The sequence below is a fragment of the Flavilitoribacter nigricans DSM 23189 = NBRC 102662 genome (genome assembly GCF_002646595.1).
In the GTDB taxonomy this organism is placed as follows: domain Bacteria; phylum Bacteroidota; class Bacteroidia; order Chitinophagales; family Saprospiraceae; genus Flavilitoribacter; species Flavilitoribacter nigricans.
On record NZ_PDUD01000065.1, the window covers coordinates 12,049 to 33,789 of the forward strand.

The 21,741-nt window shown below is 53.4% G+C and carries 17 protein-coding genes; 10 read left to right on the forward strand and 7 right to left on the reverse strand.

Annotated elements, in window-relative coordinates:
* Nucleotides 1-38: 38 nt before the first annotated feature.
* The 5 genes from CRP01_RS39125 to CRP01_RS39150 all read left to right on the forward strand — a co-directional run bounded on the left by CRP01_RS39125 (nt 39) and on the right by CRP01_RS39150 (nt 8,572).
* Entirely contained in the window at nt 39-1,433 is a 1,395-nt protein-coding gene (locus CRP01_RS39125) for a putative oxidoreductase C-terminal domain-containing protein (RefSeq protein ID WP_099155557.1), read from the forward strand.
* Between the two features lie 339 nt (nt 1,434-1,772).
* The gene (gene acnA, locus CRP01_RS39130; RefSeq protein ID WP_222845930.1) at nt 1,773-4,541 is read left to right on the forward strand and encodes an aconitate hydratase AcnA; all 2,769 of its coding nucleotides are present in this window, start codon (nt 1,773-1,775) and stop codon (nt 4,539-4,541) included.
* 347 nt (nt 4,542-4,888) lie between these two features.
* Nucleotides 4,889-5,755, forward strand: coding sequence for a hypothetical protein (locus CRP01_RS39135; RefSeq protein ID WP_143473738.1), 867 nt, complete (start codon nt 4,889-4,891; stop codon nt 5,753-5,755).
* 95 nt (nt 5,756-5,850) lie between these two features.
* Nucleotides 5,851-6,630, forward strand: coding sequence for a M90 family metallopeptidase (locus CRP01_RS39140; RefSeq protein ID WP_099155559.1), 780 nt, complete (start codon nt 5,851-5,853; stop codon nt 6,628-6,630).
* A gap of 220 nt (nt 6,631-6,850) precedes the next feature.
* Nucleotides 6,851-8,572, forward strand: a complete 1,722-nt coding sequence (locus CRP01_RS39150; RefSeq protein WP_099155561.1) for a hypothetical protein — start codon at nt 6,851-6,853, stop codon at nt 8,570-8,572.
* A 22-nt stretch (nt 8,573-8,594) separates the two neighbouring features.
* On the opposite strand, the gene CRP01_RS39155 is transcribed toward CRP01_RS39150, so the two are convergent.
* The 4 genes from CRP01_RS39155 to CRP01_RS39170 all read right to left on the reverse strand — a co-directional run bounded on the left by CRP01_RS39155 (nt 8,595) and on the right by CRP01_RS39170 (nt 11,970).
* Nucleotides 8,595-9,215: a hypothetical protein gene (locus tag CRP01_RS39155; RefSeq protein WP_099155562.1), complete on the reverse strand. Its 621-nt coding sequence runs from the start codon at nt 9,213-9,215 to the stop codon at nt 8,595-8,597.
* Nucleotides 9,216-9,723: 508 nt separating this feature from the next.
* A complete protein-coding gene (locus tag CRP01_RS39160) occupies nt 9,724-10,011 on the reverse strand; it encodes a YiaA/YiaB family inner membrane protein (RefSeq protein ID WP_099155563.1) in 288 nt (95 codons plus the stop codon).
* Nucleotides 10,012-10,223: 212 nt separating this feature from the next.
* Complete coding sequence (locus tag CRP01_RS39165; RefSeq protein ID WP_099155564.1) at nt 10,224-11,192, reverse strand: homocysteine S-methyltransferase family protein; 969 nt, start codon at nt 11,190-11,192, stop codon at nt 10,224-10,226.
* Nucleotides 11,170-11,970, reverse strand: coding sequence for a sterol desaturase family protein (locus tag CRP01_RS39170; RefSeq protein WP_099155565.1), 801 nt, complete (start codon nt 11,968-11,970; stop codon nt 11,170-11,172). Before CRP01_RS39170 ends, CRP01_RS39165 begins: the two co-directional genes overlap by 23 nt.
* A 285-nt stretch (nt 11,971-12,255) precedes the next feature.
* On the opposite strand from CRP01_RS39170, the gene CRP01_RS39175 reads away from it, so the two are divergent.
* Nucleotides 12,256-12,933 carry a GNAT family N-acetyltransferase gene (locus CRP01_RS39175; RefSeq protein WP_099155580.1) on the forward strand — a complete coding sequence of 226 codons (678 nt, stop codon included), beginning with the start codon at nt 12,256-12,258 and terminating at the stop codon, nt 12,931-12,933.
* Between the two features lie 18 nt (nt 12,934-12,951).
* On the opposite strand, the gene CRP01_RS39180 is transcribed toward CRP01_RS39175, so the two are convergent.
* On the reverse strand, nt 12,952-14,745 hold the full coding sequence (locus CRP01_RS39180) for a hypothetical protein (RefSeq protein ID WP_170110734.1): 1,794 nt from the start codon (nt 14,743-14,745) through the stop codon (nt 12,952-12,954).
* Between the two features lie 365 nt (nt 14,746-15,110).
* On the opposite strand from CRP01_RS39180, the gene CRP01_RS39185 reads away from it, so the two are divergent.
* From CRP01_RS39185 to CRP01_RS39200, 4 genes are all read left to right on the forward strand, one after another.
* Nucleotides 15,111-17,285: a TonB-dependent receptor gene (locus tag CRP01_RS39185; protein WP_099155567.1), complete on the forward strand. Its 2,175-nt coding sequence runs from the start codon at nt 15,111-15,113 to the stop codon at nt 17,283-17,285.
* Between the two features lie 94 nt (nt 17,286-17,379).
* Nucleotides 17,380-18,012, forward strand: coding sequence for a tetratricopeptide repeat protein (locus CRP01_RS39190; RefSeq protein ID WP_099155568.1), 633 nt, complete (start codon nt 17,380-17,382; stop codon nt 18,010-18,012).
* Nucleotides 18,013-18,062: 50 nt separating this feature from the next.
* Nucleotides 18,063-19,094: a sensor histidine kinase gene (locus tag CRP01_RS39195; protein WP_099155569.1), complete on the forward strand. Its 1,032-nt coding sequence runs from the start codon at nt 18,063-18,065 to the stop codon at nt 19,092-19,094.
* On the forward strand, nt 19,091-19,855 hold the full coding sequence (locus CRP01_RS39200; RefSeq protein WP_099155570.1) for a LytR/AlgR family response regulator transcription factor: 765 nt from the start codon (nt 19,091-19,093) through the stop codon (nt 19,853-19,855). The genes CRP01_RS39195 and CRP01_RS39200 overlap by 4 nt, the downstream gene beginning before the upstream one ends.
* Nucleotides 19,856-19,903: 48 nt before the next feature.
* On the opposite strand, the gene CRP01_RS39205 is transcribed toward CRP01_RS39200, so the two are convergent.
* Both CRP01_RS39205 and CRP01_RS39210 read right to left on the reverse strand, forming a co-directional pair.
* Nucleotides 19,904-20,773 carry an alpha/beta hydrolase gene (locus CRP01_RS39205; protein WP_222845931.1) on the reverse strand — a complete coding sequence of 290 codons (870 nt, stop codon included), beginning with the start codon at nt 20,771-20,773 and terminating at the stop codon, nt 19,904-19,906.
* Between the two features lie 63 nt (nt 20,774-20,836).
* On the reverse strand, nt 20,837-21,700 hold the full coding sequence (locus CRP01_RS39210) for an alpha/beta hydrolase (protein ID WP_170110735.1): 864 nt from the start codon (nt 21,698-21,700) through the stop codon (nt 20,837-20,839).
* Nucleotides 21,701-21,741 lie beyond the last annotated feature (41 nt).

The following is a 21,741-nucleotide window of genomic DNA, read 5'->3' on the forward strand; positions in this document are numbered from 1 at the left end:
CCCGGCACCTGACAGCTAAACAATCAAAATCAGAAAACATGCATAAACCACTCCTTTGCCTCATGTCCATGCTATTCTTACTGGCTTGCGGTATCACTTCGACTACCGAAGAAGCCGAAGCTCCCGAAGGGTTCACCGGTGCGGCCGGTGAGGTCAAGATCATTACCCTCGATCCCGGGCACTTTCACGCGGCCCTGGTCCAGAAAAGTATGTACGAGCAGGTGGATTCCAATGTGTACGTCTACGCACCGGAAGGTCCGGATGCGCAAGATCACCTCAACCGCGTCGGCAATTACAACGAGCGGGCAGAATCCCCCACGAGCTGGAACGAGGTGGTCTATCAGGGCAGCGATTTTCAGCAGAAGATGATCCGGGAAAAGAAGGGCAATGTAGTGGTCATATCCGGCAACAATGAAGCCAAAACCGAATATATTCACGCCTCCGTTGAAGCCGGGCTGAACGTGCTGGCCGACAAGCCGATGGTAATCACCCCGGAAGACTTCTCCCTACTGGAAGAATCCTTCAAAATTGCGGATGAGAACGGCGTGCTGCTGTACGACATCATGACCGAGCGCCACGAGATCACGACCATGTTGCAGAAGGCGCTGTCGCAGATCCCTTCCGTTTTCGGCGAACTGGAAAAAGGCACTCCGGAAAATCCGGCCATCACCAAGGAAAGTGTGCATCACTTTTTCAAATACGTATCGGGGAATGTGCTGAAACGGCCACCCTGGTTTTTCGACAGTAAACAACAGGGTGAAGGACTGGTGGATATCAGTACGCACCTGGTGGACCTGATCCAGTGGGAATGCTTCCCGGAAGAAGTCATCAGCTATCCGGGCGATATAGAAATGATCTCCGCCAAACGCTGGCCGACACCTCTCACGGAGGAACAATTCAAAACCGTGACCCACCTCGAGCAGATCCCCGATAACATTCCCGTGGAAGACGGCAAAGTGCTGCCCTATTCCAACGGGGAGATGATCTACCGGATCAAAGGCGTTTGCGCTAAGATCTCCGTCATTTGGAACTACCAGGCGCCGGAAGGCACGGGCGATACGCACTTTTCGATCATGCGAGGTACCAAGGCCGATCTGGTGATCCGTCAGGGCGAAGCCGAAAACTACCAACCCGTTCTTTACATCGAAGCGGTAGAAGCTGATTCTGATCTGGAAAAAACCTTGCCGGCCGCCCTCAGCAATATCATCGGAAAATCCTATCCCGGGGTGACCTTTGAAAAAATGGAAGCCGGCAAATGGCGGGTACAGATCCCCGAAAAGTATAAGGTAGGACACGAAGCCCATTTCGCCCAGGTAACCGAAAAATATCTGGGTTACCTGATCGACGGTAAATTACCGGACTGGGAAGTGCCCAATATGCTGGCCAAATATTACACCACGACCCAGGCGCTGCGCATGGCCCGGGAAGAGTAAAGGATCCCACCAATATTAGCATCGATCCAGCCCGAACTGCAAAAGAGGAAACGGCTGGTCATATTACCGAAGGGCGGTCAGGTTTGGAGAAAACCGGCCGCCCTTCGGTACTTTATCGGCCACCGGGAAATAATTGTTCCGGGAAATGGTTTCTCTATTAGGGAGTGATCGCACATATCGGTATTTTTTGTAGTTTTATTGAAACTCACACCGAAATACTGACAGGTCTTTACCCGCCCGTATTCATTCTTCGAAATATACTGACCCTGGCGGTTTGGAAATTACCAGACCACTTTGCATCGAGTATACCACATTTGTTAAAGAAAGACATTCTAAACCATGATGGAATCATTCAAAAGCTCCCTTAGCACCCAAAAAGGAAAGTTCGACATTATCAGCCTCGAAAAAGTAGCGGAAAAACACCCCCAGATCAAAAAGCTCCCCTTTTCCATTCGTATCCTGCTGGAAAATGCGTTGCGTAACTACGACAACTTCCTGGTCACCGATGAGCATATCGATACGCTGATCAACTGGAACCCGCAGGGAAGTGAAAATTCCGTTCCCTACAAACCGGCGCGGGTACTGATGCAGGATTTTACCGGCGTCCCCGCGGTGGTGGATATCGCGGCCATCCGTTCCGAAGCCATCCGCAAAGGCAAGGACGGATCAAAGATCAATCCCAAAGTACCCGTCGATCTGGTGATCGACCACTCCGTACAGGTCGATTTTTTCGGGACCGACTATGCTTACAAAAAGAACGTGGAATTTGAATACCAGCGCAACCGGGAAAGGTACGAGGTACTGAAATGGGCCCAAAAAGCCTTCAAGGATTTCACAGTGGTGCCTCCCGGTATGGGGATCTGCCACCAGGTAAACCTGGAATACCTCGCCAAGGGGGTAGTTGCCCGCGACGGCTGGGCCTTCCCCGATACCCTGGTAGGTACGGACTCGCACACCCCGATGGTCAACGGGATCGGTGTGGTCGGCTGGGGCGTCGGCGGTATCGAAGCGGAAGCCGCACTGTTGGGGCAACCGATCTATTTTTCTAGTCCGAAAGTCATTGGCCTCGAGCTGACCGGTAAATTGCCCGAGGGTATCACGGCCACCGATATGGTACTGGAGATCACCAAACAACTGCGCGCCTACGGCGTGGTAGGAGATTTTGTGGAAGTATTCGGAGACGGACTGGACAACCTCTCGGTCCCCGACCGGGCCACCATCTCGAATATGTCGCCGGAATTCGGCTGTACGGTCACTTATTTCCCGATCGACGACCAGACCATCCGGTATATGGAAAAAACCAACCGCGATGCCGAACAACTCGATCTGGTGGAGCAATACTGTAAAGCCAACCTGCTGTGGAGAACCGGCAACGAAGATATCGAATACTCCAACGTACTGAAAGTGGACCTCTCCGAGCTGGAACCTTCCGTTTCCGGCCCCAAACGCCCGCAGGATAAGATCCTGGTGAAGGACCTGCGCGACCAGTTCGGGCATTTGCTGAAGGAGGTGCACGGCCGGGATTATATCTCTATCGAAGAACGGGAAACCTGGTACGCCGAAGGTGGATCGGGCACCGCCCGCACCAAAGATCTGCGACCGCAGGATCAGGGCGAGGATGTCGAAGTCATGGTCGACGAAAAAAGCCTCCGGTCGGTTCATCTGCGCCGGGGAAATCAGGAATATGTGCTGAGTGACGGTTCCATCGTAGTGGCGGCCATCACTTCCTGTACGAATACGTCCAATCCCTCCGTAATGCTGGGTGCCGGTCTGGTAGCCCGAAAAGCCATTGCCAAAGGGATCGACGTTAAACCCTGGGTAAAGACCTCCCTGGCCCCGGGCTCCAAGGTGGTGACCAACTACCTGGAAAGAGCCGGCCTGCTGAAAGACCTGGAAGCACTGAAGTTTCACGTAGTGGGCTACGGTTGCACCACCTGCATTGGTAATTCCGGTCCGCTGCCGCCGCACATCGAAGAAGCGATCGATAAAAGTGAACTGGTGGTAGCCTCCGTGCTGAGTGGTAACCGGAATTTCGAAGCCAGGATCCACCCGAAGATCCAGATGAACTTTCTCGCCTCCCCGATGCTAGTCGTGGCCTACGCCATCGCCGGCCGGGTCGACATCAACCTGCTGGAAGATCCGCTGACGATCGACGCCAATGGTCAGGAAGTTTACCTGAAAGATATCTGGCCCAGCCAGGAGGAGATCCAGCAGGCCATCGAAATGGCGACTACCAAAGCGGATTATGCCAAAGAATACGCCGTGATCTTCGACGGCGAGGAACAGTGGCAAAACCTGGAAGCGCCCACCGGCCTGGACTACGAATGGCGGGAGGATTCCACCTATATTAAAGAAATTCCCTTTTTCAAAGATATCAGTGAAACGCCCGAACCGCTCGAAAATATCGAAAACGCCCGGGTACTGTTGAAACTGGGCGATTCGGTCACAACCGACCACATCTCCCCGGCGGGTTCTTTCTCGGAAGACAGTCCGGCCGGAAAATACCTGCGGTCCAATGGGGTAGAACGCAATATGTTCAACTCCTACGGTTCGAGAAGGGGTAACCACGAGGTGATGATGCGGGGTACCTTTGCCAACGTGCGTATCAATAACCAGATCGCCGGACGGCAGGGTGGTTACACCAATTATTTCCCCGAGAACAAGGAAATGCCGGTGTACGAGGCCGCTATGAAATACCTGGAAAGCAAAACGCCGCTGGTCGTGATCGCCGGTAGTGAGTACGGTTCCGGTTCTTCCCGCGACTGGGCGGCGAAAGGCACCCAACTGCTGGGAGTAAAAGCCGTTATTGCCAGTTCCTACGAACGTATTCACCGGTCTAATCTGGTGGGACTGGGCGTATTGCCGCTGGAATTTGCCGCGGGAGAAAATGCGACCTCCCTGGGATTGTCCGGAAAGGAAACCATCAGCATCAAGGGCATCGAAAGCGGACTCACGCCGGGCAAGGAACTCGACGTTACAGCCACCAAAGAGGACGGTAATGTCGTCTCCTTTAAGGTGATCACCCGCCTGGATTCACAGATTGAAATAGAATACGTCAAACACGGCGGTATTCTGCAGTATGTACTGCGCCAGTTTCTGGAAGCCTGATCCGGGTAACCAAAAAGGGGGAAAAATAGTCAAACGCAGGTGATAGATCCGCTGGAAAAGGGTCTTGAACCCCGACTGCTTTTCCCCCTATACTTTTCGCACCCCTGAACCTGCCAAAAATCATTGCTCCCCAACCATTTTTCCCGCTAACTTAAATGGGCGTACGGAAAGATGCCACTCACCGGAAATGGTGTGGGCTGCCTTTCCCGACGCGTAAAATTCAGGAGTGAATTCGTCCGGATAATGCAATGATCCGTACACTGGTTGACAACAGCCTGCTCCTGAATGGATGGTTTAATCCGGTGTGTGACCAGTTGCATAACTTTTCCACACCCAAACCCGGGAGCATGTTTACGCGATTCGTATTTTCGGTAGTATTGCTGGGCATTTTTCAGCTCTCTTTTGGCCAGGACCTGGCGATCCTGAAGAACGGGAACCGACTGGAAGGAGAGATCCTGAGCCGTACCCGGCAGGAAGTAGTTTTCAAAATTGACCGGGAAGCAACACCCATTACCATTGCCCGCTCGGAGATCATGCTGCTCCAGTACGATCACCGGCCCCACTTTTCCCACTCCCTATCTTTTGAGCTGTCCATGGGGATGCCCCTCGTTGATCCGGCCAATACCGTCAAAGAGCTATTGGCGGATGAGGGTTTCGACGATACCCGGACCTATGTACTCGGCCTGAAAACCAAATATCCCGTCATCCGACGGGTGCCATCGCTCGGCCTGGCAGTCAACTACGCCGTCAACGGCAGAGCGGAACTGGGACTCGGTTATCAATACAAAAGTGCCTATCTGAAAGGTTTCAACGCCACGACCGGCAATGTGGAACTGAATTACGACAACCACCAGCTCACGCCTGTTTTTCGGCATTTTACCCGCTATCACAATTCATTTCTCGAACTGGGATTCCCCATCACCTCCTTTCAATTGAAACAGGTCGGGGATAATGCATCCGGCGATCGTGCACGGGACATACAGGCGGGGATAAAACTGGGCGGTGGCATCGTGCTGTCGCAAAAACAACTCTCTGGTCTGCAGCTGCGGCTCAACTATTATTTCAACTTCGCTCCCTTCCGGATCGAAGCGCTGCAGTACACTTCGGAATTCTATGCAGACCAGACCAGAAGTTTGTTTCAGGACCAGACCGTACGGTATCATTTTCTGGAATTCGCCATGGTTTACAGCGCGCGAAAATGGCGAAAAAGATAAACGACGACCGAGGTCGCAGGGTGTGAACAAAATCCGGAGAAATGCGGTACTTTTAAGACCGCATACTTTTGGTAGCGCTCACACAACAATCGCCTATGAGACCGGATCTCCTGATCATCGTTTTAGTTCTTTTCCTTATCCTACTGACCTGGTGGATGTTCTTTCGAAAACCAAAAACCGACCTGGGGCAATTCCCTCCGGCCTGGCGGGACATTCTGCGAAAAAAAGTGGCCTTCTACCGGGACCTGACCGAGGCCGAACAGCAACGTTTTGAACGGGCCATCCAACAATTCTTCAAAGATGTAGACATCACGGGCGTGGAAATTACCCTTGACGATACCGACCGCCTGCTGGTAGCAGCCAGTGCGGTGATCCCGCTTTTTGGTTTTCCCGGCTGGCGCTATCATAATCTGAACGAGGTGCTGCTGTACGAGGGAACCTTCAACCACGACTACCAGACCGAGGGCAAGGAGCGCGATATCCTCGGCATGGTCGGCACCGGCGCCATGCAGCGGATGATGATCCTTTCCCGCAAAGCGCTGCACGCCGGCTTTGAACAGGAAAACAGCAAGAAGAATGTCGGCATTCACGAATTCGTGCATTTGCTCGACAAAGCGGACGGCGCCACGGACGGCATTCCGGAGGTATTGATCGAGCGCCCCTTTGCCATCCCCTGGCTCAAGGAGATCCACGAAGAGATCCGGGAGATCAAGAACAACGACTCGGATATCAATCCCTACGGGGCGACCAATGAAGCCGAGTTTTTCAGTGTAGCCAGTGAGTACTTTTTCAAGCAACCCGAGCTATTCCATAAAAATCATCCCGAACTGTTCGCTATGATGGAAAAGATCTTCCGGCAGGATTTGCTGGATTGATGCACTACAGCGTTTTTATGCTCGGAAGGCCGGCGTTTTCTCTTTTCGTTGCGGTTCTCCGTGAAATCTTGGTTAAGCCGGATTTTACCCTTATTTTTCTTTCACTTACTAACCTTGCTGCATTTTGCGTACGGGACTGCAAGCCTGACTGTTTCCAGTCCGGACCTCAAAACGGCAATCCGCTCGTACAGGATGACAGAAAAAGCAAAGGCATTACCGTATGAATGAAAAAAGAAGGCAGTTTCTCAGAAATTCCGGAGTAGTAACCACCGGCTTATCGCTTTTCCCCCGTCTGGGCTGGGCGGATCCCGCCGCTTCCGCACCACGAAAGACCAAAGAAGTGATCAAGATGCTGACGGTCATCAATGACGAAAAAGTGCCGGGGCTGCTGGAAAAACAGATCGATCAGCCGGGAGACCGCTGGCACGGCGGTTTAAAGAACGTTTACGAGCTGCCCAATGAACACTCCACAACCTCCTTTATGGTGGTCTTGGGAGGGGCCTACGCTTCGCCTTCTTCCCAATATTACCGATCGGCCGAGCTGGAACAACCGCTGGAGCGGGCCATCGAATGCCTGTTGCGGGTGCAACACGAGGACGGCACCATCGACCTGTACAGTACCAATTTTCACTCTACCCCGGATACGGCCTTCATCGTCAATTACCTGAGTCCGGTCTACGCCTGCCTCAAACGGATGGAACGCCCCGGATTGCGGGGATTTATCGGTAAACTGGAAAACTTTTTTCAAAACGCGGCGGAGTGCCTGCGCAGCGGCGGGATCCACACTGCCAACCACCGCTGGGTGGTCAGTTCGGCCCTGGCCCGGGTCTTTTCCTTTTTTCCCGATGCCCGTTTGGTAGATCGCGTCAATGCGTGGTTGGGCGAAGGCATCGATATGGACCCGGACGGGCAGTACACCGAACGCAGCGTCAGTATCTATTCTCCGATCTGCAATACGATGTTCCTGACCATCGGACGGTTGCTGGACCGGCCCGAACTGATGGACGTGGTGCGGCGCAACCTGAGCATGAGCCTGTATTATATTCATCCGGACGGCGAAGTGCTTACCGACGCCTCGGATCGTCAGGACCGGGCCTATACCGGATACGTCAAGGAATACTACTATGCTTACCGCTATTTTGCCATCGTGGATCAGGATCCGCAGTTTGCTGCCGTTTGCGAACTGATCGAGGAGAAAATGCCGGAGCGCATTACCCATTTCCTGCCCGCTCTGCTGGAGTTGCCCATTTTTGAGAAAAAGATGCCCACGGCCGGCCGTATCCCGGATCAGTACGTCCGCCGATTTTCGCACTCGGGTATTCTCCGCATTCGTCGGGGCGATACCGACATTTCGGTGATTGAACGGAATCCGACTTTCCTGGCTTACCGGAAAGGCAGCGCCGTACTGCAATCCATGCGGCTGGGGGCTGCTTTCTTCGGCAAGGGACAGTTCGAATCCCAGGAAGCTGTTTTTGACACCAAGTCCGTTACCTTTAAATGGAGCGCTTCCGGTCCGTATTACCAGCCGATCGCACCGGAGATCCGAACGGGAGAAAACGACTGGGAAACCTACAGCCGGGACGCCCGCGGGCAGAGCGAGATCCAGTACCAGGAAATGACCGTCACCATCACGGAAAACGAGGGCCGGGTAGAAGTGGAAGCCGAGATCACCGGCACCAAACACGTGCCGGTTGCCTGGGAGTTGAGTTTCCGAAAGGGCGGAACGCTCAGCGGCGTAACGGAAGATCCGCAGGTAGCGGATGCCTATTTTCTGGAAAGCGGCGAAGGGAGTTACCAGCTGGGGGAACATACGATCCGGTTCGGCCCGGGTGCGGTCACCCACAAATGGTCTCAGATGCGGGGTACCCTACCCAAACAAGAAGGGTATAGCGTGTACATCACCGGCTATACCCCTTTTAAACATAAGATCTATCTGGAATAAACCGGAGGAGTACTCCGGCTGATCAGGCCTCGATCGCTTCTTTTCTTTTTTTGAAAAACACTTTCCCAAACCGGCTGTACCCACTGGCTTTGAAATCCGAAAAAGCCGGGTGCATGCGCAGGTAGGCCAGCATATCGTGGGAGAGGATCGTACTCTGATCCTGCAGACCGAGTTCGATGGCTCGTTGGAGACATTCAAAACCCTTCAGGGGTTGCTCCAGTACGGAATAGGCACAGGCCATGTGGAAAAACAATTCCGGATCGGTCGGCGCCAGCAGTTGGGCTTCTTCCAGATGTTCGAGCGCCAGATCCAATTCATATTCCTGCAGGTGCTTTTGGGCCGATCTTTTTAGTTTCAAATGGGGCTTTTCGGGCATGGAGCCGTAGGGGATGGCCACGTCCTCCGCTACCATTTTCCCGTCCCGGCTGAGGTCAAACACGACCTGCATGCCGTTTTTCACTTTGGTCGTCAGGATAAACCGTACCAATTCCCCGCCTTCCTGCACGGTGAAACAGTGATTGGTTCCCCAAAATGAACCCTTACGCGATACCAACTGGCCATTGACAAATACCGATTCCTGCCCCGACCAGCTATTATGCAATTCGATCAGAAATTTTCCCGAAACAATTTTTTGGTACTGCATAATTGGACGTTTTAGTGTTTTAGTCAATACTACCGGATGATACATGCCCATCAGGAATTAAACTTGGAATTAATGTGCTTTTAGGCACAAAATGTGGGTAACAAAATGATCATTTCCCGGCTTAGCGTGCCGTAGGTACGCCATGTAAAACCATATGGCGTACCTACGGCACGCTGAATCTCCCGAATTATTTGACGGGCTACCTTTATCTCGTCCCTACGGAACTTTTAACCCCTGATTCGCTTGATACGTCCCATAATACGGGAAATGCCTTTTTGCATAAAGCTTCTTCGATCAGTGCTAGGGAGTTTTGGATAAAAATGTTGAACGTGGAAATGTTGTGACGTGGAAACGTTGGAACGTGGAAATGTGGAAACGTTGGAATGTTTGGAGGGAGCGTTCATTGTCTGGGTCTGATCTTAAAAAGAATTGCTTATAGGGACCCGAGTAATTGAACGCTTCCTCCGATGATTATTCGGATAATGGATCGGCGGAAATGGCCGGAGCCTTAGCCGCGGACGGGATCGACGTGTTCGCTCAGGAATTTCTCGGTTTTGGCATGTTCCACCTTATTGATGAAACGATCGGACTCGTGCTTGTCCCGAACGACCTTGGCCACTACGAAACAGGCGGTTACGCTAAACAGATAGGACATGCCCAGAAAACCTTTTACTGCGAAGGCCGCTTCCAGCGTGACCAGACCTACTGCCATTCCGATAAAGGAGATGCAGAAGGCGATCCAGGCCAGGGCGTAAAAAGCTTTGGTGTTGTTGTTCTCGTAAATGTAACTGCTCATGATAACCCGATTTTAGGAGATGAAAAAATGGTTTGCAGGCCGGGGGAGGCGCCAGGCCGCAAAGAGATCGTGATCACTCTTTACGGCCCTTAGCGTAATATGGTGGCCCGATCGGGGACCACGCCTATCAAAACAAACTACAATGTCGGGTGATTTGGGTTTTAGGTCTTTATTTTTAGACCAAAGCTTAAGATCAATGGACGCCGACCGGTTTAACCGATCAGGCGCAAGGGGGAACAGCTGGCCTTTCTATCGTTGCCGAAAAGCGTCTCACTGATCAGGGCCAGATGGCTGGCATCCGTTCCGCAGCAACCGCCGAAAGCGCGCAGGTTGGGGCATTGCTGTCGCAATTTACCGTACCACTCTGCCAGTTCCGCGTGGTTGCCGGGATCAAGTTCGGTAGCTTCGTCGAGTTCGGCGTGGCTCCGGCAGGAAGCGTTGGCCCGAACCCCGCCCAGCCGCAGTAGCCAGGAACCGCCGCCTTCCATCTGACGGTAGAAATGCGACGGATGGGCACAGTTGATCATATAGTACAGTGGGTAAGCGCCCGTTTCCGTATCGATCCGGTAAATGGCCTCTTTCAAGGATTCTCCGCTGGGCAGATGCCCGTCCGTTTCCACGGTGAAGGAGATCACCACCGGTACATTCCAGGCTTTGGCCGCTTTGGCGATCCCCAGTCCTTCTTCCGTATAGTTGATCGTCATGGCGGTGATCAGGTCCGCATTCGCCTGTTTGAAAGCATGGACCTGCAGGGCGTGGTATTCCTCGGCCTCCTGCACATTCATTGTCAGGCCGACCTGATACCCGTCACTGCGGGGCCCGATACAACCACTGATCAGGGTATCCTGCACCGTATCCTTATACGCCCACTGCAATTTGCGGAGTTGCCAGATGGACATATAATTGACGTCGATCAGTTCGGAGGGCGAATAGCCCATTTTGTACCCCCAGTCCAGATTGGCCCGCCAGGTGGCACTCTCTAGAATAAAGCCGGTGCTGTACTTGCGGGCCAGGTCCAGATACTGCCGGTAGTAAGACTGCAGCAGCAACTGGTAATGGGGTTTGTTCAGTAGTTCAAAGGCGGCAAAATGGGGCAGATCAATGTGGTAGTGGTAGATCAGGGTCGTTTCCAGGCCGCCGTCCGTGAGCCAGTATTGCTCAAATAACCTCTTCGTGCGCATGGTTTTGGTTTTTTACGGTGTACGTTGAGTCGGGCTCCGAAATATCTTTGAAAGCGAGCATTTCGCCGATCTTACCGGATGCGCCGTCGTAGAAACCGGTCTCATTCTCGAAGTTTTTCGGGTTGTAAAAAGTACCGAAGAGGATGTCAAATACCGACAGATCGGAATAGTTATTCCGGTGAATGCCCCGGGCGTGGTGATAGGCGTGTGCCTCCGGGCGCTGCACGATGTAGCCGAGCCATTGCGGGGTCTTTATATTGGCGTGCTGGAAGATGGCCAGGAAGTTGGTCAGCAGCAATACCAGGGTGATCGCCTGCGGATCCAGACCGATAAGCAGGGCAAAACAGATGCTACCCAGTAGCGTAAAGCCGATCATATCCATCGGACTGAAGAAAAACGCCCCGTAGGTATCCAGCCGCTCCGCACTGTGGTGCATCTGGTGGAAGGTACGCCACAAAAAATCGGACTGGTGCATGGCCCGGTGCCAGAGGTAAAGGCCAAATTCGTAGACCAGTACGCCGACTAAGGCGCCACCGACGGCTCCCAAACCGGACAGGTCCAGCAGGCGATAGTTTTCCAGAAAAGGATCGGTCAGCATCGGCAGGTAGGAAGACAGGTAAAAGAATACGGCAAAGGCGGTCAAGCCGCGCAGTTTCCAGCCGGGCACTTCGGGCAATTCTCTGGCGGGAAATACACTTTCCCAAATCATCAGGCCGGCGTACATGGCAATAACCGTCAGGGATAATGGGTCTAAAAGGATCTCGATTGGGGTTGGCATGATCAAGTATTTTTTATAAATGGATCAATTTGGTTGTCAACCCTATTGGCGTAAGTTTTTGCCTTACATCGTAAGTTCGGCCCCGGAAAGTTGTAAGTCCGGGAAACTTTTTCCGTAAAATCCGGCATTCCGGGGGTTCCGTAGAACGATTTCGGAGGTCGTATCGTTTTTCTGAAAAAATCCATGTTGATCGCCCATCCCTGATGAAACCGAATGCCCGATTGTAGCGGGCCGTTTTCCGCTAAATACCGGCCTTATTTTTTCCATTTCATCAATCAAAACACCATGCCCGGAACGCACGAAAAACTGGATAATCCAGTATGGTCCGCCCTCAGTGAAACCCACTCGGAACATGCCCTCGTATTCGACCGCACCAGGTTTTACCATCCCGACTACTGTCCCTTCGGAGGAATGGCTCCCGGTGGCGCAACTTCCACCGGCATGGATGCCTACGCGGACCTGATCGATCATTTCTATATAGTGGGTGATCACCCGCCAATCAGCAAGAAACTGGTTTTAAAAAAGGAATTGCTTACTCTCCAGATGATCCTGGAAAAACCCATTGAGCAGGAGATCCGGGAAACGATCGTCCGGCTCGGTCCCGAACACCGGACCGCACTCATCCAGTTGATCAATTTGGTGCAACCCGGCTATTTCCGGTCCAAGACCTCCACGATGGGAAATTACTTCGGCATTTTTAAGGAAGGAGCGCTGGTAGCCGTCACCGGCGAGCGCATGCGGATGGAAGGATATACGGAGGTCAGCGGCGTAGTTACCCATCCGGAGCATACCGGTCGGGGATACGCCCGGCAGCTTATTACCCGTACGGTACAGCATATTCAGGGAGAAGGGCAGATCCCTTTTTTGCATGTGGCTACAACCAATAGTCGGGCGATCGGGCTGTACGAAAGGCTGGGTTTCGAAGCCCGGCTACAGTTGAGTTTTTGGCAGTTGGGACAGTAAGAAGCAATATCTACTCCATCACATCGATACCTTCCATGCCACCGGGCGCTCCGGCTGATAGGAACAGTAATTCCCGGTTTTAACGGCATGGCTTAAATGCCGGCCCAGCGCAGTATGTTGGCGATCGATCTTTTTGATCGCGCTGCGGATCCGCCAGGTGACGGCTGCCCGGGCTTTTTCCGTAGACGCGCCGAGGTTCCGCGCCTGCCCTTTCTGATTGAGCGATCCGGACAAATACGACAGCAATTGATCATATTCGGATTGCAGACTGCCGGTCCGGCCAAGATCATTCATTTGTTCGGCTTCCTGCAGCTCGGCCTGCAACTCCCGGATGCGGGTCCGATAGGAAGTTAGGGCTTTGGCGTCCAGAGCTGCCGTTTCCTGAACATCGACCAGCACGGCCCCCATGAGCTCGGTACAGTGCCACTCTTTTTCGGGTTCGGCGATCAGCCGGGCGAGATCGTGAAATCCCTTGGCGTCTTTGAGCAGGGCGCTTTCTCCCGCAAAGCCGATCTCCCAGAATTCTCCTTTTTGCAGGAAGTAGGCACTGGTATCAGCAACGGCCGGTGCCGGCCGATCGGTTTCGGCAGTGCCGCTCCAACCGTTCCGGACAAAATCCCGGAATTCCTGCAACCGCGTGCCGTTTTTATAGGGATTGACATCGATATGCCACTGCAGGGCTTCCCGGTCGGTGGCCGGCTCGCCCCGGTTGATGAATTTCTGGAAAGTCTCCTTGTACTTCGCCCAGTAATGCTGCATCTGCTCCGTATCCCCGAGGTAATAAGCGGCACCGGCCATGTACAACCAGAAATCTACCCAGACGGATTGGGTACGAACGGTTTGCCCCAGTTCGAAGGCGCGTTGGTAATCGCCCAGTTCCAGGTAGATATTCGAACCGTACAGAAAATAGGATTCCTGCCGCATGGGGTTGAGGAAGCAGGCCTTGTGGTACAATTTTTCCGCCTCTTCGTTGTACCCCAGAAACATAAAGGACAAGGCGATCAGGATCAGATTGTCTGCATCATTAGGATTCATGCGCAGTGCCTTACGCAGGTAGTGTTCCGCCTTATCGTATTCTGCCGAAAAGAGGTAGGTGCGCCCGAGTACCGCCAGGGAAAGGTAGTCGCTGTCGTCGATCTCCAACGCTTTCAGGGCGTTCTCCTGGGCGCCCTTCTGACTGACATCCCAGCGGTCCCAGAGCTGGCAGCTCCACTCGTTGAAATAAGATAGGGACAAGCCGGTGTAGGCCCGGGCGAAAGCCGGATCAATCTCCAGTGCCTCGGTAAAATACTGCCGCGCGGCCTGATCACTTTCGGCGGTGCCTTTCTTCAACAGTTCCCGGCCGATCAGCCATTTCTCGTAGGCCGCCAGCTGTACCGTTTTCTTTTTGAAAGAAAAGGAAAGCAGATCGTAATCCACCTGCTGCTGCAACACACTGACCACCTGCTGGACGATCTTATCGTGGGTGGTCATTATCTTATTGAGTTTTTCTTCGTGCTGATCGGAAAAGGCCAGGGTGTAATTGGAAGTCCGGATCAAATGAATCCCGATCCGAATGCATTCGCCCTGCATACGAAAACTCCCGGTGACCAGATACTGGGCCCCCAGGGCTTCAATCGCTTCGCGGTCCGAGACATCGCGAATGTGGGAGGTGGAATAATGGGAAATGACCGACAGGCCGATAAATTTGGAAAAGGCGATACTGAGATCTTCGGCAAAACCGCTCAGAATAGGATGGAGGGTTTCCCGTTCGTTCAGCAGACGGAACGGCAGAATAGCGATCGTGATCTCTTTGGTTTGCTCGATAGTCAAAGCACAATTTTTTTGCGAAGTGGTGATAGTCTGGAGCTCTCGTTCAATGGCCATATTCCGATCTTTTCATGATCGAAACCGACCTATTTCATTCATTTACAACTCATTTTACGCTTTATCCGGGGCGCGCTACGGTATATTAAAGTTAAACCATTTGTCCTTGAAAAGCACCGGCTATCGAATAAACGGTTCTTCCGGTTGAGCGGTCTACCGAATAATTTGAGTAAACCGCAGGAGGTTACCTTTCTCGACCTGCCCGCAAGATCAGTAGCGGATCCCGACAGCTCATCCCCGTCATTCGACAACTCAGTCAACTAATTTTGCTTTCCCGTTCCCCTACCCGGCATATTTGAAGCAAAAACCCGATGAAATTCCCGACTGTATTTTCCCTTTTCCTTATCTACGGTTTGCTGATCCCGGCCGCCAACGGGCAGAGCCGGATCAGTGGCCGGGTTGTGGATAAGCAAGACCGCCCCATTGTAGGAGCCAATGTTTATCTGGCCGATACCTACGACGGCACCTCCAGCGATACGGATGGGAATTTCAATTTTCAAACTGCGGAAACGAGCAATAAAGAACTCATCGTGACCTACCTGGGCTTTTCGGAATTCCGCCAGGAGATCCCTCTACCGCAGGATAGTACTTACCTGCAGATCGTGCTACAGGAAGACGCCTTCGAACTGGCCAGCGTAGTGATCACCGCCGGCACTTTTGATGCCGGTGAAGAAGGGAAACGGGAAGTCCTCAAACCGCTGGACATCGTCACCACGGCCGGCGCGACCGCCGATATTGCCGGAGTACTGAATACCCTGCCCGGCACTACTACCGTCGGCGAATCCGGTCGGCTATTCGTACGGGGCGGAGAGGGATATGAGACCAAAACTTTCATCGACGGACTACAGGTGATGAACTTCTACAGCCCCGCCGCTCCCAATACCCCCAGCCGTTCCCGCTTTCTGCCTTTTATGTTCAGTGGAACCAGTTTCAGCACCGGCGGCTATTCGGCCGAATACGGTCAGGCGCTTTCTTCCGCCCTCATCCTGCAATCCAAATTTCTGGCGCCCCAGGAACGCACCGATATTTCCCTGATGAGCGTGGGGATCGACGCGGCTACCACTCAGGTCTGGGAAGAAGCTTCGCTTTCCGCCAAGGGTCAATACACCAATCTCGATCCCTACCTGGGGCTGATCGATCAGCAACTGGACTGGATCGATGCGCCCACTTCCTGGGAAGGATCGGTCGCCTATCGCAAAAAGATCAGCAGCAGCGGCATCCTCAAATTATTCGGCAATTTCAATCGATCGGCCTTCTCCCTCAACCGTACCGACCTGCTCGATCCGGAACTAAAAACGCAGACCAGCATCACCAACAATTACGGATACCTGAACGCCATGGTCCAGGAAGTGATCGGTAATGACTGGACGCTGAAAGGAGGATTTTCCTACACGCAAAACCGGGAAAACATCGGACTGAATACGGCCCGGGTAAAGGAACGGGAGCAGGGCTTACACAGCAAACTGGTATTCAGCCGGCAGCTCTCCGGAAATGCCGCCGTTAAATTCGGAACGGAATATTTCAACCGTAGCTTTCTCCAGGACTATCGCCAACCCGATCAATTCTCGAATCGCTACCAGTTCACCGAGCAGTTGGGGGCTCTTTTTGCTGAGTCGGATATTTATCTGAGCGACAAGCTGCTGGCCAGAGTTGGACTGCGCTCCGAATACGTAGCGCTGAGTCGGGACCTGCATCTGGCGCCGCGCCTGTCCCTGGCCTATAAAACCACCGAAAACAGTCAGTTTTCGGCGGCGTTCGGCCACTTTCGTCAGACCGTTCAGAACGAATGGCTGATGCGGTCTCCGGACCTGGCGCAGGAGCAGGCCGAGCATTATATCCTAAATTATCAGATCACCGCCGGCAAGCGGACTTTCCGGATCGAGGCTTACCATAAGCGATACCGGGATCTCATCAAATATACGACCGGCGCAGATCAGTTGCCGCAGCAGTTATCCAACGGCGGGAGTGGCTACGCCCGGGGTGTGGACCTCTTCTGGCGGGACAACCGGACTTTCCGCAATGTGGACTACTGGGTTTCCTATTCTTACCTGGATACCGAACGGGATTACCGGAATTATCCCTCCGCCGCAACGCCCCACTTCGCCGCCCGACATAACTTTTCCGTGGTATACAAACACTTCATTACCGGGCTGAAAAGCCAGATCGGTCTGACGTATACCTACGGCAGCGGACGGCCCTACCACGATCCCAACCGGCCGGGGTTTATGGAGGAGCGAACTCCCGCTTACCGGGACCTCAGTGCGAACCTCAGTTACCTCTTCCGGGACAATATTATCCTGCACCTCAGTGCCTCGAACGTGCTGGGGCGGGAGCAGATCTTCGGCTACGAATACGCCGCCAGGCCGGATGAGAACGGCAGCTATCCCGGCCGGGCCATTCGTCCTCCGGCGCCGCGCTTCCTGTTCGCGGGCATTTTCATCACCTTTTCTCCGGATGCGGTGCTGAATCAGCTACCCAATTTATAAATCGGCCAAACTCAGGCAGTACACCATACTCCCTGAGAGGCCACGAATCATCATCTATAACCGACCAGTAATTATTTCTTTAAAATCCAAAACCATGAAATTGATCACCATTTCCGTCATTACCTTACTGTTTACCGGCAGCCTGTTCAACCAGTACGAAGCTGCGATGGAAGCCGCTATTGAAAAGTTGTACGCCGCCCAATCGCCCGAAGCCCTGCAACAGGCCGGCAATACCTTCGAACGCATCGCCAAAAAGGAGACCGACAAGTGGCATCCGCATTATTATGCCGCCTACGTCCGGATCATGCTCACTACCCATACCGGAGATGCGGCCGGTAAAGACCAGCACCTGGACGCCGCGCTGGAACATATCCAGTCCGCCAAAACCCTTTCCCCCAACAACAGTGAGCTACTGGCCCTGGAGGGATTTATTCACATGCTGCGTATCCCCATCGATCCGGCTTCCCGGGGACCGCAATATTCCGGCATGTCTATGGGGGCTTTGCAAAAAGCTATTGCGCTCGATCCGGACAACCCGCGGGCTTACCTGCTGCTCTCGGATATGCAGTACGGTACCGCCCAGTTTTTCGGCAACGGTAACGAAGAAGCCTGTAAGACCCTGCAAAAGGCGATCGACCTCTTTGCAACGGACCGCCCGGACCATAAACTGGATCCCGCCTGGGGAGAAGCCTGGGCCGGCCACAGTAAAAAGGAGAAAGGGTGTTAGCACCCAATACCCGTATTTCATCCAGCCTAAAAAATGATATCTTCACACCCATGGCAGATCAACCCAAAACCTGGAAAAAACATCTGGCAGAGACCCTACTGTTGTTCGCAGTGGGTCTGTGCTCTACTTTTTTGTTTTGCCGGGATTGTATCGCCCGGATCGAATACACCTGGGACGATTTTCTTTACAGCGGTCTGCTCTGGGTATTTTTGTGGAAGGGCAATGAATTCGTAGCGGATATTCCCGATCGCTACATTTCCTGGAAGGAACGGCCCACCCAGCGGTTATTTATCGGCATTATCGGGCATGTGGTCTATACCCTCATCGCCAGCATGGCCCTGTACCAGTTTATCTCCTTTCTGGAGGACGGCCATTTCCAGACTTTGAGTTTCCGGCAGATCGTCAATTACAATTTCACGGCCGTGATCGTTACCCTGATCATTACCCTTTTTCTGACGGCCCGTAGTTTTCTTTTTTCCTGGCGGGATCTGGCGGTAGCGCACGAGCAGCTCAAATCCGAATCGGTAGCCTCCCGACTGGCCTCCCTGAAAGCCCAGGTCAATCCGCATTTTTTGTTCAATAGCCTGAATGTGCTTTCCGGGCTAGTTTACCGCGATGCGGATCTTTCGGCCCGCTTTATCAAGAAGCTGTCGGAGGTCTACCGCTACGTGCTGGATCGCCAGGAAGATGAACTCGTGCCGCTTGCGGAGGAGGTGGAATTCGTGGAAGCCGTTGTCTTTTTGCAGCGCATCCGCTTCGGTGAGCACCTGCACGTAGAACTGGATCTTCCGGAAACGCCGGATCTACTCGTTGCGCCTCTCGCCCTGCAAATGCTGATCGAAAATGCGATCAAGCACAATGCGATCTCGGCCGACCGGCCGCTGACGATCCGCATCTTTACCGAAGGAGATTACCTCGTGGTGCGCAATAATCTCCAACCCAAAAATACGCTCACCGAAAGCCTGGGCATCGGACTGGAAAATATTAAAAAACGCTACAGCTTTTTAAGCGGCAAAGCGGTCATCGTGACGCAGGACACCGATCATTTCACCGTCAAACTCCCCATAATTAAAGTGGCATGAAGCGGATCGTGATCATCGAGGACGAGCATTTCGCGGCGGAGCACCTGGAGGAAATGATCCGGCAGGTCCGGCCCGATGCCGATATACTCGTCAAATTGCCGACCGTCCGGGAGTCAGTCGATTGGCTCAAATCGCACGGGGAGTTCGACCTCATCTTTACCGATATCCAGCTGGCCGACGGTACCTGCTTCGAGATCTTTTCGGAAGTGGTGGTCCGGGTGCCGATCATTTTTACCACCGCCTACGATCAGTACGCGCTGCGCGCTTTCAAGGTCAACAGCGTGGATTATCTGCTCAAACCCATTGACAAACCGGCCCTCCGGATGGCTTTCGCCAAACTGGAACAACTGCAACCCCAGGCAGAGTCACCGCCCGCCTTCTCGCCCGGGCAGATCCAGCAACTGCTCCGGTCCATGCAGCCGGAATACAAACAGCGCTTTGCCGTCAAGATCGGGGATCACCTCAAACTGATCCCCACGGAAGAAGTACTCTATTTCCTAAGTCAGCACAAACTGACCTATCTTTTTACCGAAAGCGGAAAAAAATACCCCGTGCAGTATACCCTGGCGGAATTGGAAGAGCTATTGGATCCCCGGCAGTTTTTCCGGATCAACCGCCAGATGCTGCTCCGCGACCGGGCGATCGAGGATGTGGTCAGCATCAGTAACAGTCGCCTCAAGGTAAAGATACCGTTCGCCGCCAAAGCGGTGATCGTCAGCCGGGAACGCTGCCCGGATTTCCGGACCTGGTTGGATGGATAAATGCCGTCCCGGACAATACTTACCGGAACGGCATTCATTCGTTTGTATTTAATACTGATGGAAAGCATCCGAAACAAAGCCCAGCACCACCGGCAGGGCCTCCCGCCAGTAAGTCCAGGTATGTCCGCCCTGACGAACGCGGTACTCGTGCGGGATCTCGCGTTTGCGCATGGCGATGTGGATGAGGCTGTTGCCTTCGTAGAGAAAATCATCATCACCGCAGTCGATGTACCAGCGTACGGATTTGATATCGTCCACCGGTAGATTTTCCATCATGAACAGCGCACTGTGGCGTTCGTAGTACTGCTGCATCACGTCCGCCGGGTAATCCGTATTATCGTCGTACCGCCGGGCCAGGCGTTCTTTCATCTGCTCCTCGGATAGAGGTCCGGCCGATGCACTCAGCGGACAGGCCGAGGAAAAAAGCTCGGGATGGTGCAGCGCGTACATAAACGATCCACCGCCGCCCATGGACAGTCCGGCAATCGCCCGGAAGCGTTTCGAGCCCTTGATCCGGTATTTACTTTCAACGTAGGGCATCAGTTCTTCGAAGAAAAAATCCTCGTAGCGCCATTCGTTCTTAATGTCGTTGAAATAGCCGCGCCGACCGGTATTGGCGTCCGGCATCACAATGATCATGGGGGTGGCTTTGCCCTCCCGGATGGCATTATCTGTAATACGCAATACTTCTCCGAACTGCACCCAGCCCGTCTGATCGTCCCCGCCGCCGTGCAGCAGATAGAGGACGGGATAACTCCGTTGGGACGTTTCGTAATCCGGCGGCAGGTAGATCGCAAATTTGCGCTGACTGTCCAGGATCTTGCTGGTCATGGACACATCATCGTAGACCTTACCGGATTGAGCGTGGGTAGAACAGAGCGGCAGCAGGAAAATAATGGGCAAAATATATTTAAGCATGTTAGCTGATTGTGAAGGTGAAAAGATCTCCAGGTAGTCTGTAAATTCCGAGAACCCGGTCTTTTAATATTGATGAAAAGCATCCGAAACAAAGCCCAGCACCACCGGCAGGGCCTCCCGCCAGTAGGTCCAGGTATGTCCTCCCTGACGAACGCGATACTCGTGCGGGATCTCTTTTTTCCGCATGGCGATGTGGATCAGACTATTGCCTTCGTAGAGAAAATCATCATCACCGCAGTCGATATACCAGCGAACGGACTTGATGTCATCTGCCGGCAGATTCTCTACCAGGGAAACCGCATTGTGCCGTTCGTAATAGGGTTGCAGGTCGGCCGCTGCGTAGCTGATATCCCGCCGTTTCAGTCCGGCCTCCATCTGCTCAACGGAAAGTGGCCCCACGTATGCACTGAGCGGACAGGCCGAAGAGAATAATTCCGGATGGTGCAGGGCGTACATGAAGGAGCCGCCGCCGCCCATGGACAGGCCGGCCACCGCACGGAAGCGCTTTTGCCCTTTAATGCGGTACTTTTGCTCCACATAAGGCATCAGTTCCTCAAAAAAGAAATCTTCGTAACGCCACTTGCCGGTAATGTCGTTAAAATAGCCCCGCTGGCCCGTATCGGCGTCCGGCATCACAATGATCATCGGAGTAGCTTTGCCCTCCCGGATGGCCTCATCGGTAATGCGTAATACTTCGCCGAACTGTACCCAGCCCGTCTGGTCATCGCCGGCGCCGTGCAGTAGGTACAGGACCGGATAGCTCCGTTGGGAAGTCTCGTAATCCGGGGGCAGGTAGATCGCGAACTTGCGCTGACTGTCCAGGATCTTGCTGGTCATGGAGAGGTTATCGTAGACCTTACCGGTCTGAGCGTACAGAAAAGAAGCTGCCAGGCACCCCAGCAGCAACAGAGATAATCGTTGGATCATGGTTCTTCGAATGTTTTGATTTGACTTGCTTGTTTCTTTAA

What these genes read in the sequence shown, in the direction of transcription:
- CRP01_RS39125 (WP_099155557.1), top strand. Translation starts at nt 39, where the DNA reads ATGCATAAACCACTCCTTTGCCTCATGTCCATGCTATTCTTACTGGCT.
- CRP01_RS39175 (WP_099155580.1), top strand. Translation starts at nt 12,256, where the DNA reads ATGCCCGGAACGCACGAAAAACTGGATAATCCAGTATGGTCCGCCCTC.
- CRP01_RS39160 (WP_099155563.1), bottom strand. Translation starts at nt 10,011, where the DNA reads ATGAGCAGTTACATTTACGAGAACAACAACACCAAAGCTTTTTACGCC.
- CRP01_RS39165 (WP_099155564.1), bottom strand. Translation starts at nt 11,192, where the DNA reads ATGCGCACGAAGAGGTTATTTGAGCAATACTGGCTCACGGACGGCGGC.
- CRP01_RS39195 (WP_099155569.1), top strand. Translation starts at nt 18,063, where the DNA reads ATGGCAGATCAACCCAAAACCTGGAAAAAACATCTGGCAGAGACCCTA.
- CRP01_RS39185 (WP_099155567.1), top strand. Translation starts at nt 15,111, where the DNA reads ATGAAATTCCCGACTGTATTTTCCCTTTTCCTTATCTACGGTTTGCTG.
- CRP01_RS39190 (WP_099155568.1), top strand. Translation starts at nt 17,380, where the DNA reads ATGAAATTGATCACCATTTCCGTCATTACCTTACTGTTTACCGGCAGC.
- acnA (WP_222845930.1), top strand. Translation starts at nt 1,773, where the DNA reads ATGATGGAATCATTCAAAAGCTCCCTTAGCACCCAAAAAGGAAAGTTC.
- CRP01_RS39135 (WP_143473738.1), top strand. Translation starts at nt 4,889, where the DNA reads ATGTTTACGCGATTCGTATTTTCGGTAGTATTGCTGGGCATTTTTCAG.
- CRP01_RS39140 (WP_099155559.1), top strand. Translation starts at nt 5,851, where the DNA reads ATGAGACCGGATCTCCTGATCATCGTTTTAGTTCTTTTCCTTATCCTA.
- CRP01_RS39170 (WP_099155565.1), bottom strand. Translation starts at nt 11,970, where the DNA reads ATGCCAACCCCAATCGAGATCCTTTTAGACCCATTATCCCTGACGGTT.
- CRP01_RS39155 (WP_099155562.1), bottom strand. Translation starts at nt 9,215, where the DNA reads ATGCAGTACCAAAAAATTGTTTCGGGAAAATTTCTGATCGAATTGCAT.
- CRP01_RS39200 (WP_099155570.1), top strand. Translation starts at nt 19,091, where the DNA reads ATGAAGCGGATCGTGATCATCGAGGACGAGCATTTCGCGGCGGAGCAC.
- CRP01_RS39150 (WP_099155561.1), top strand. Translation starts at nt 6,851, where the DNA reads ATGAATGAAAAAAGAAGGCAGTTTCTCAGAAATTCCGGAGTAGTAACC.
- CRP01_RS39210 (WP_170110735.1), bottom strand. Translation starts at nt 21,700, where the DNA reads ATGATCCAACGATTATCTCTGTTGCTGCTGGGGTGCCTGGCAGCTTCT.
- CRP01_RS39205 (WP_222845931.1), bottom strand. Translation starts at nt 20,773, where the DNA reads ATGCTTAAATATATTTTGCCCATTATTTTCCTGCTGCCGCTCTGTTCT.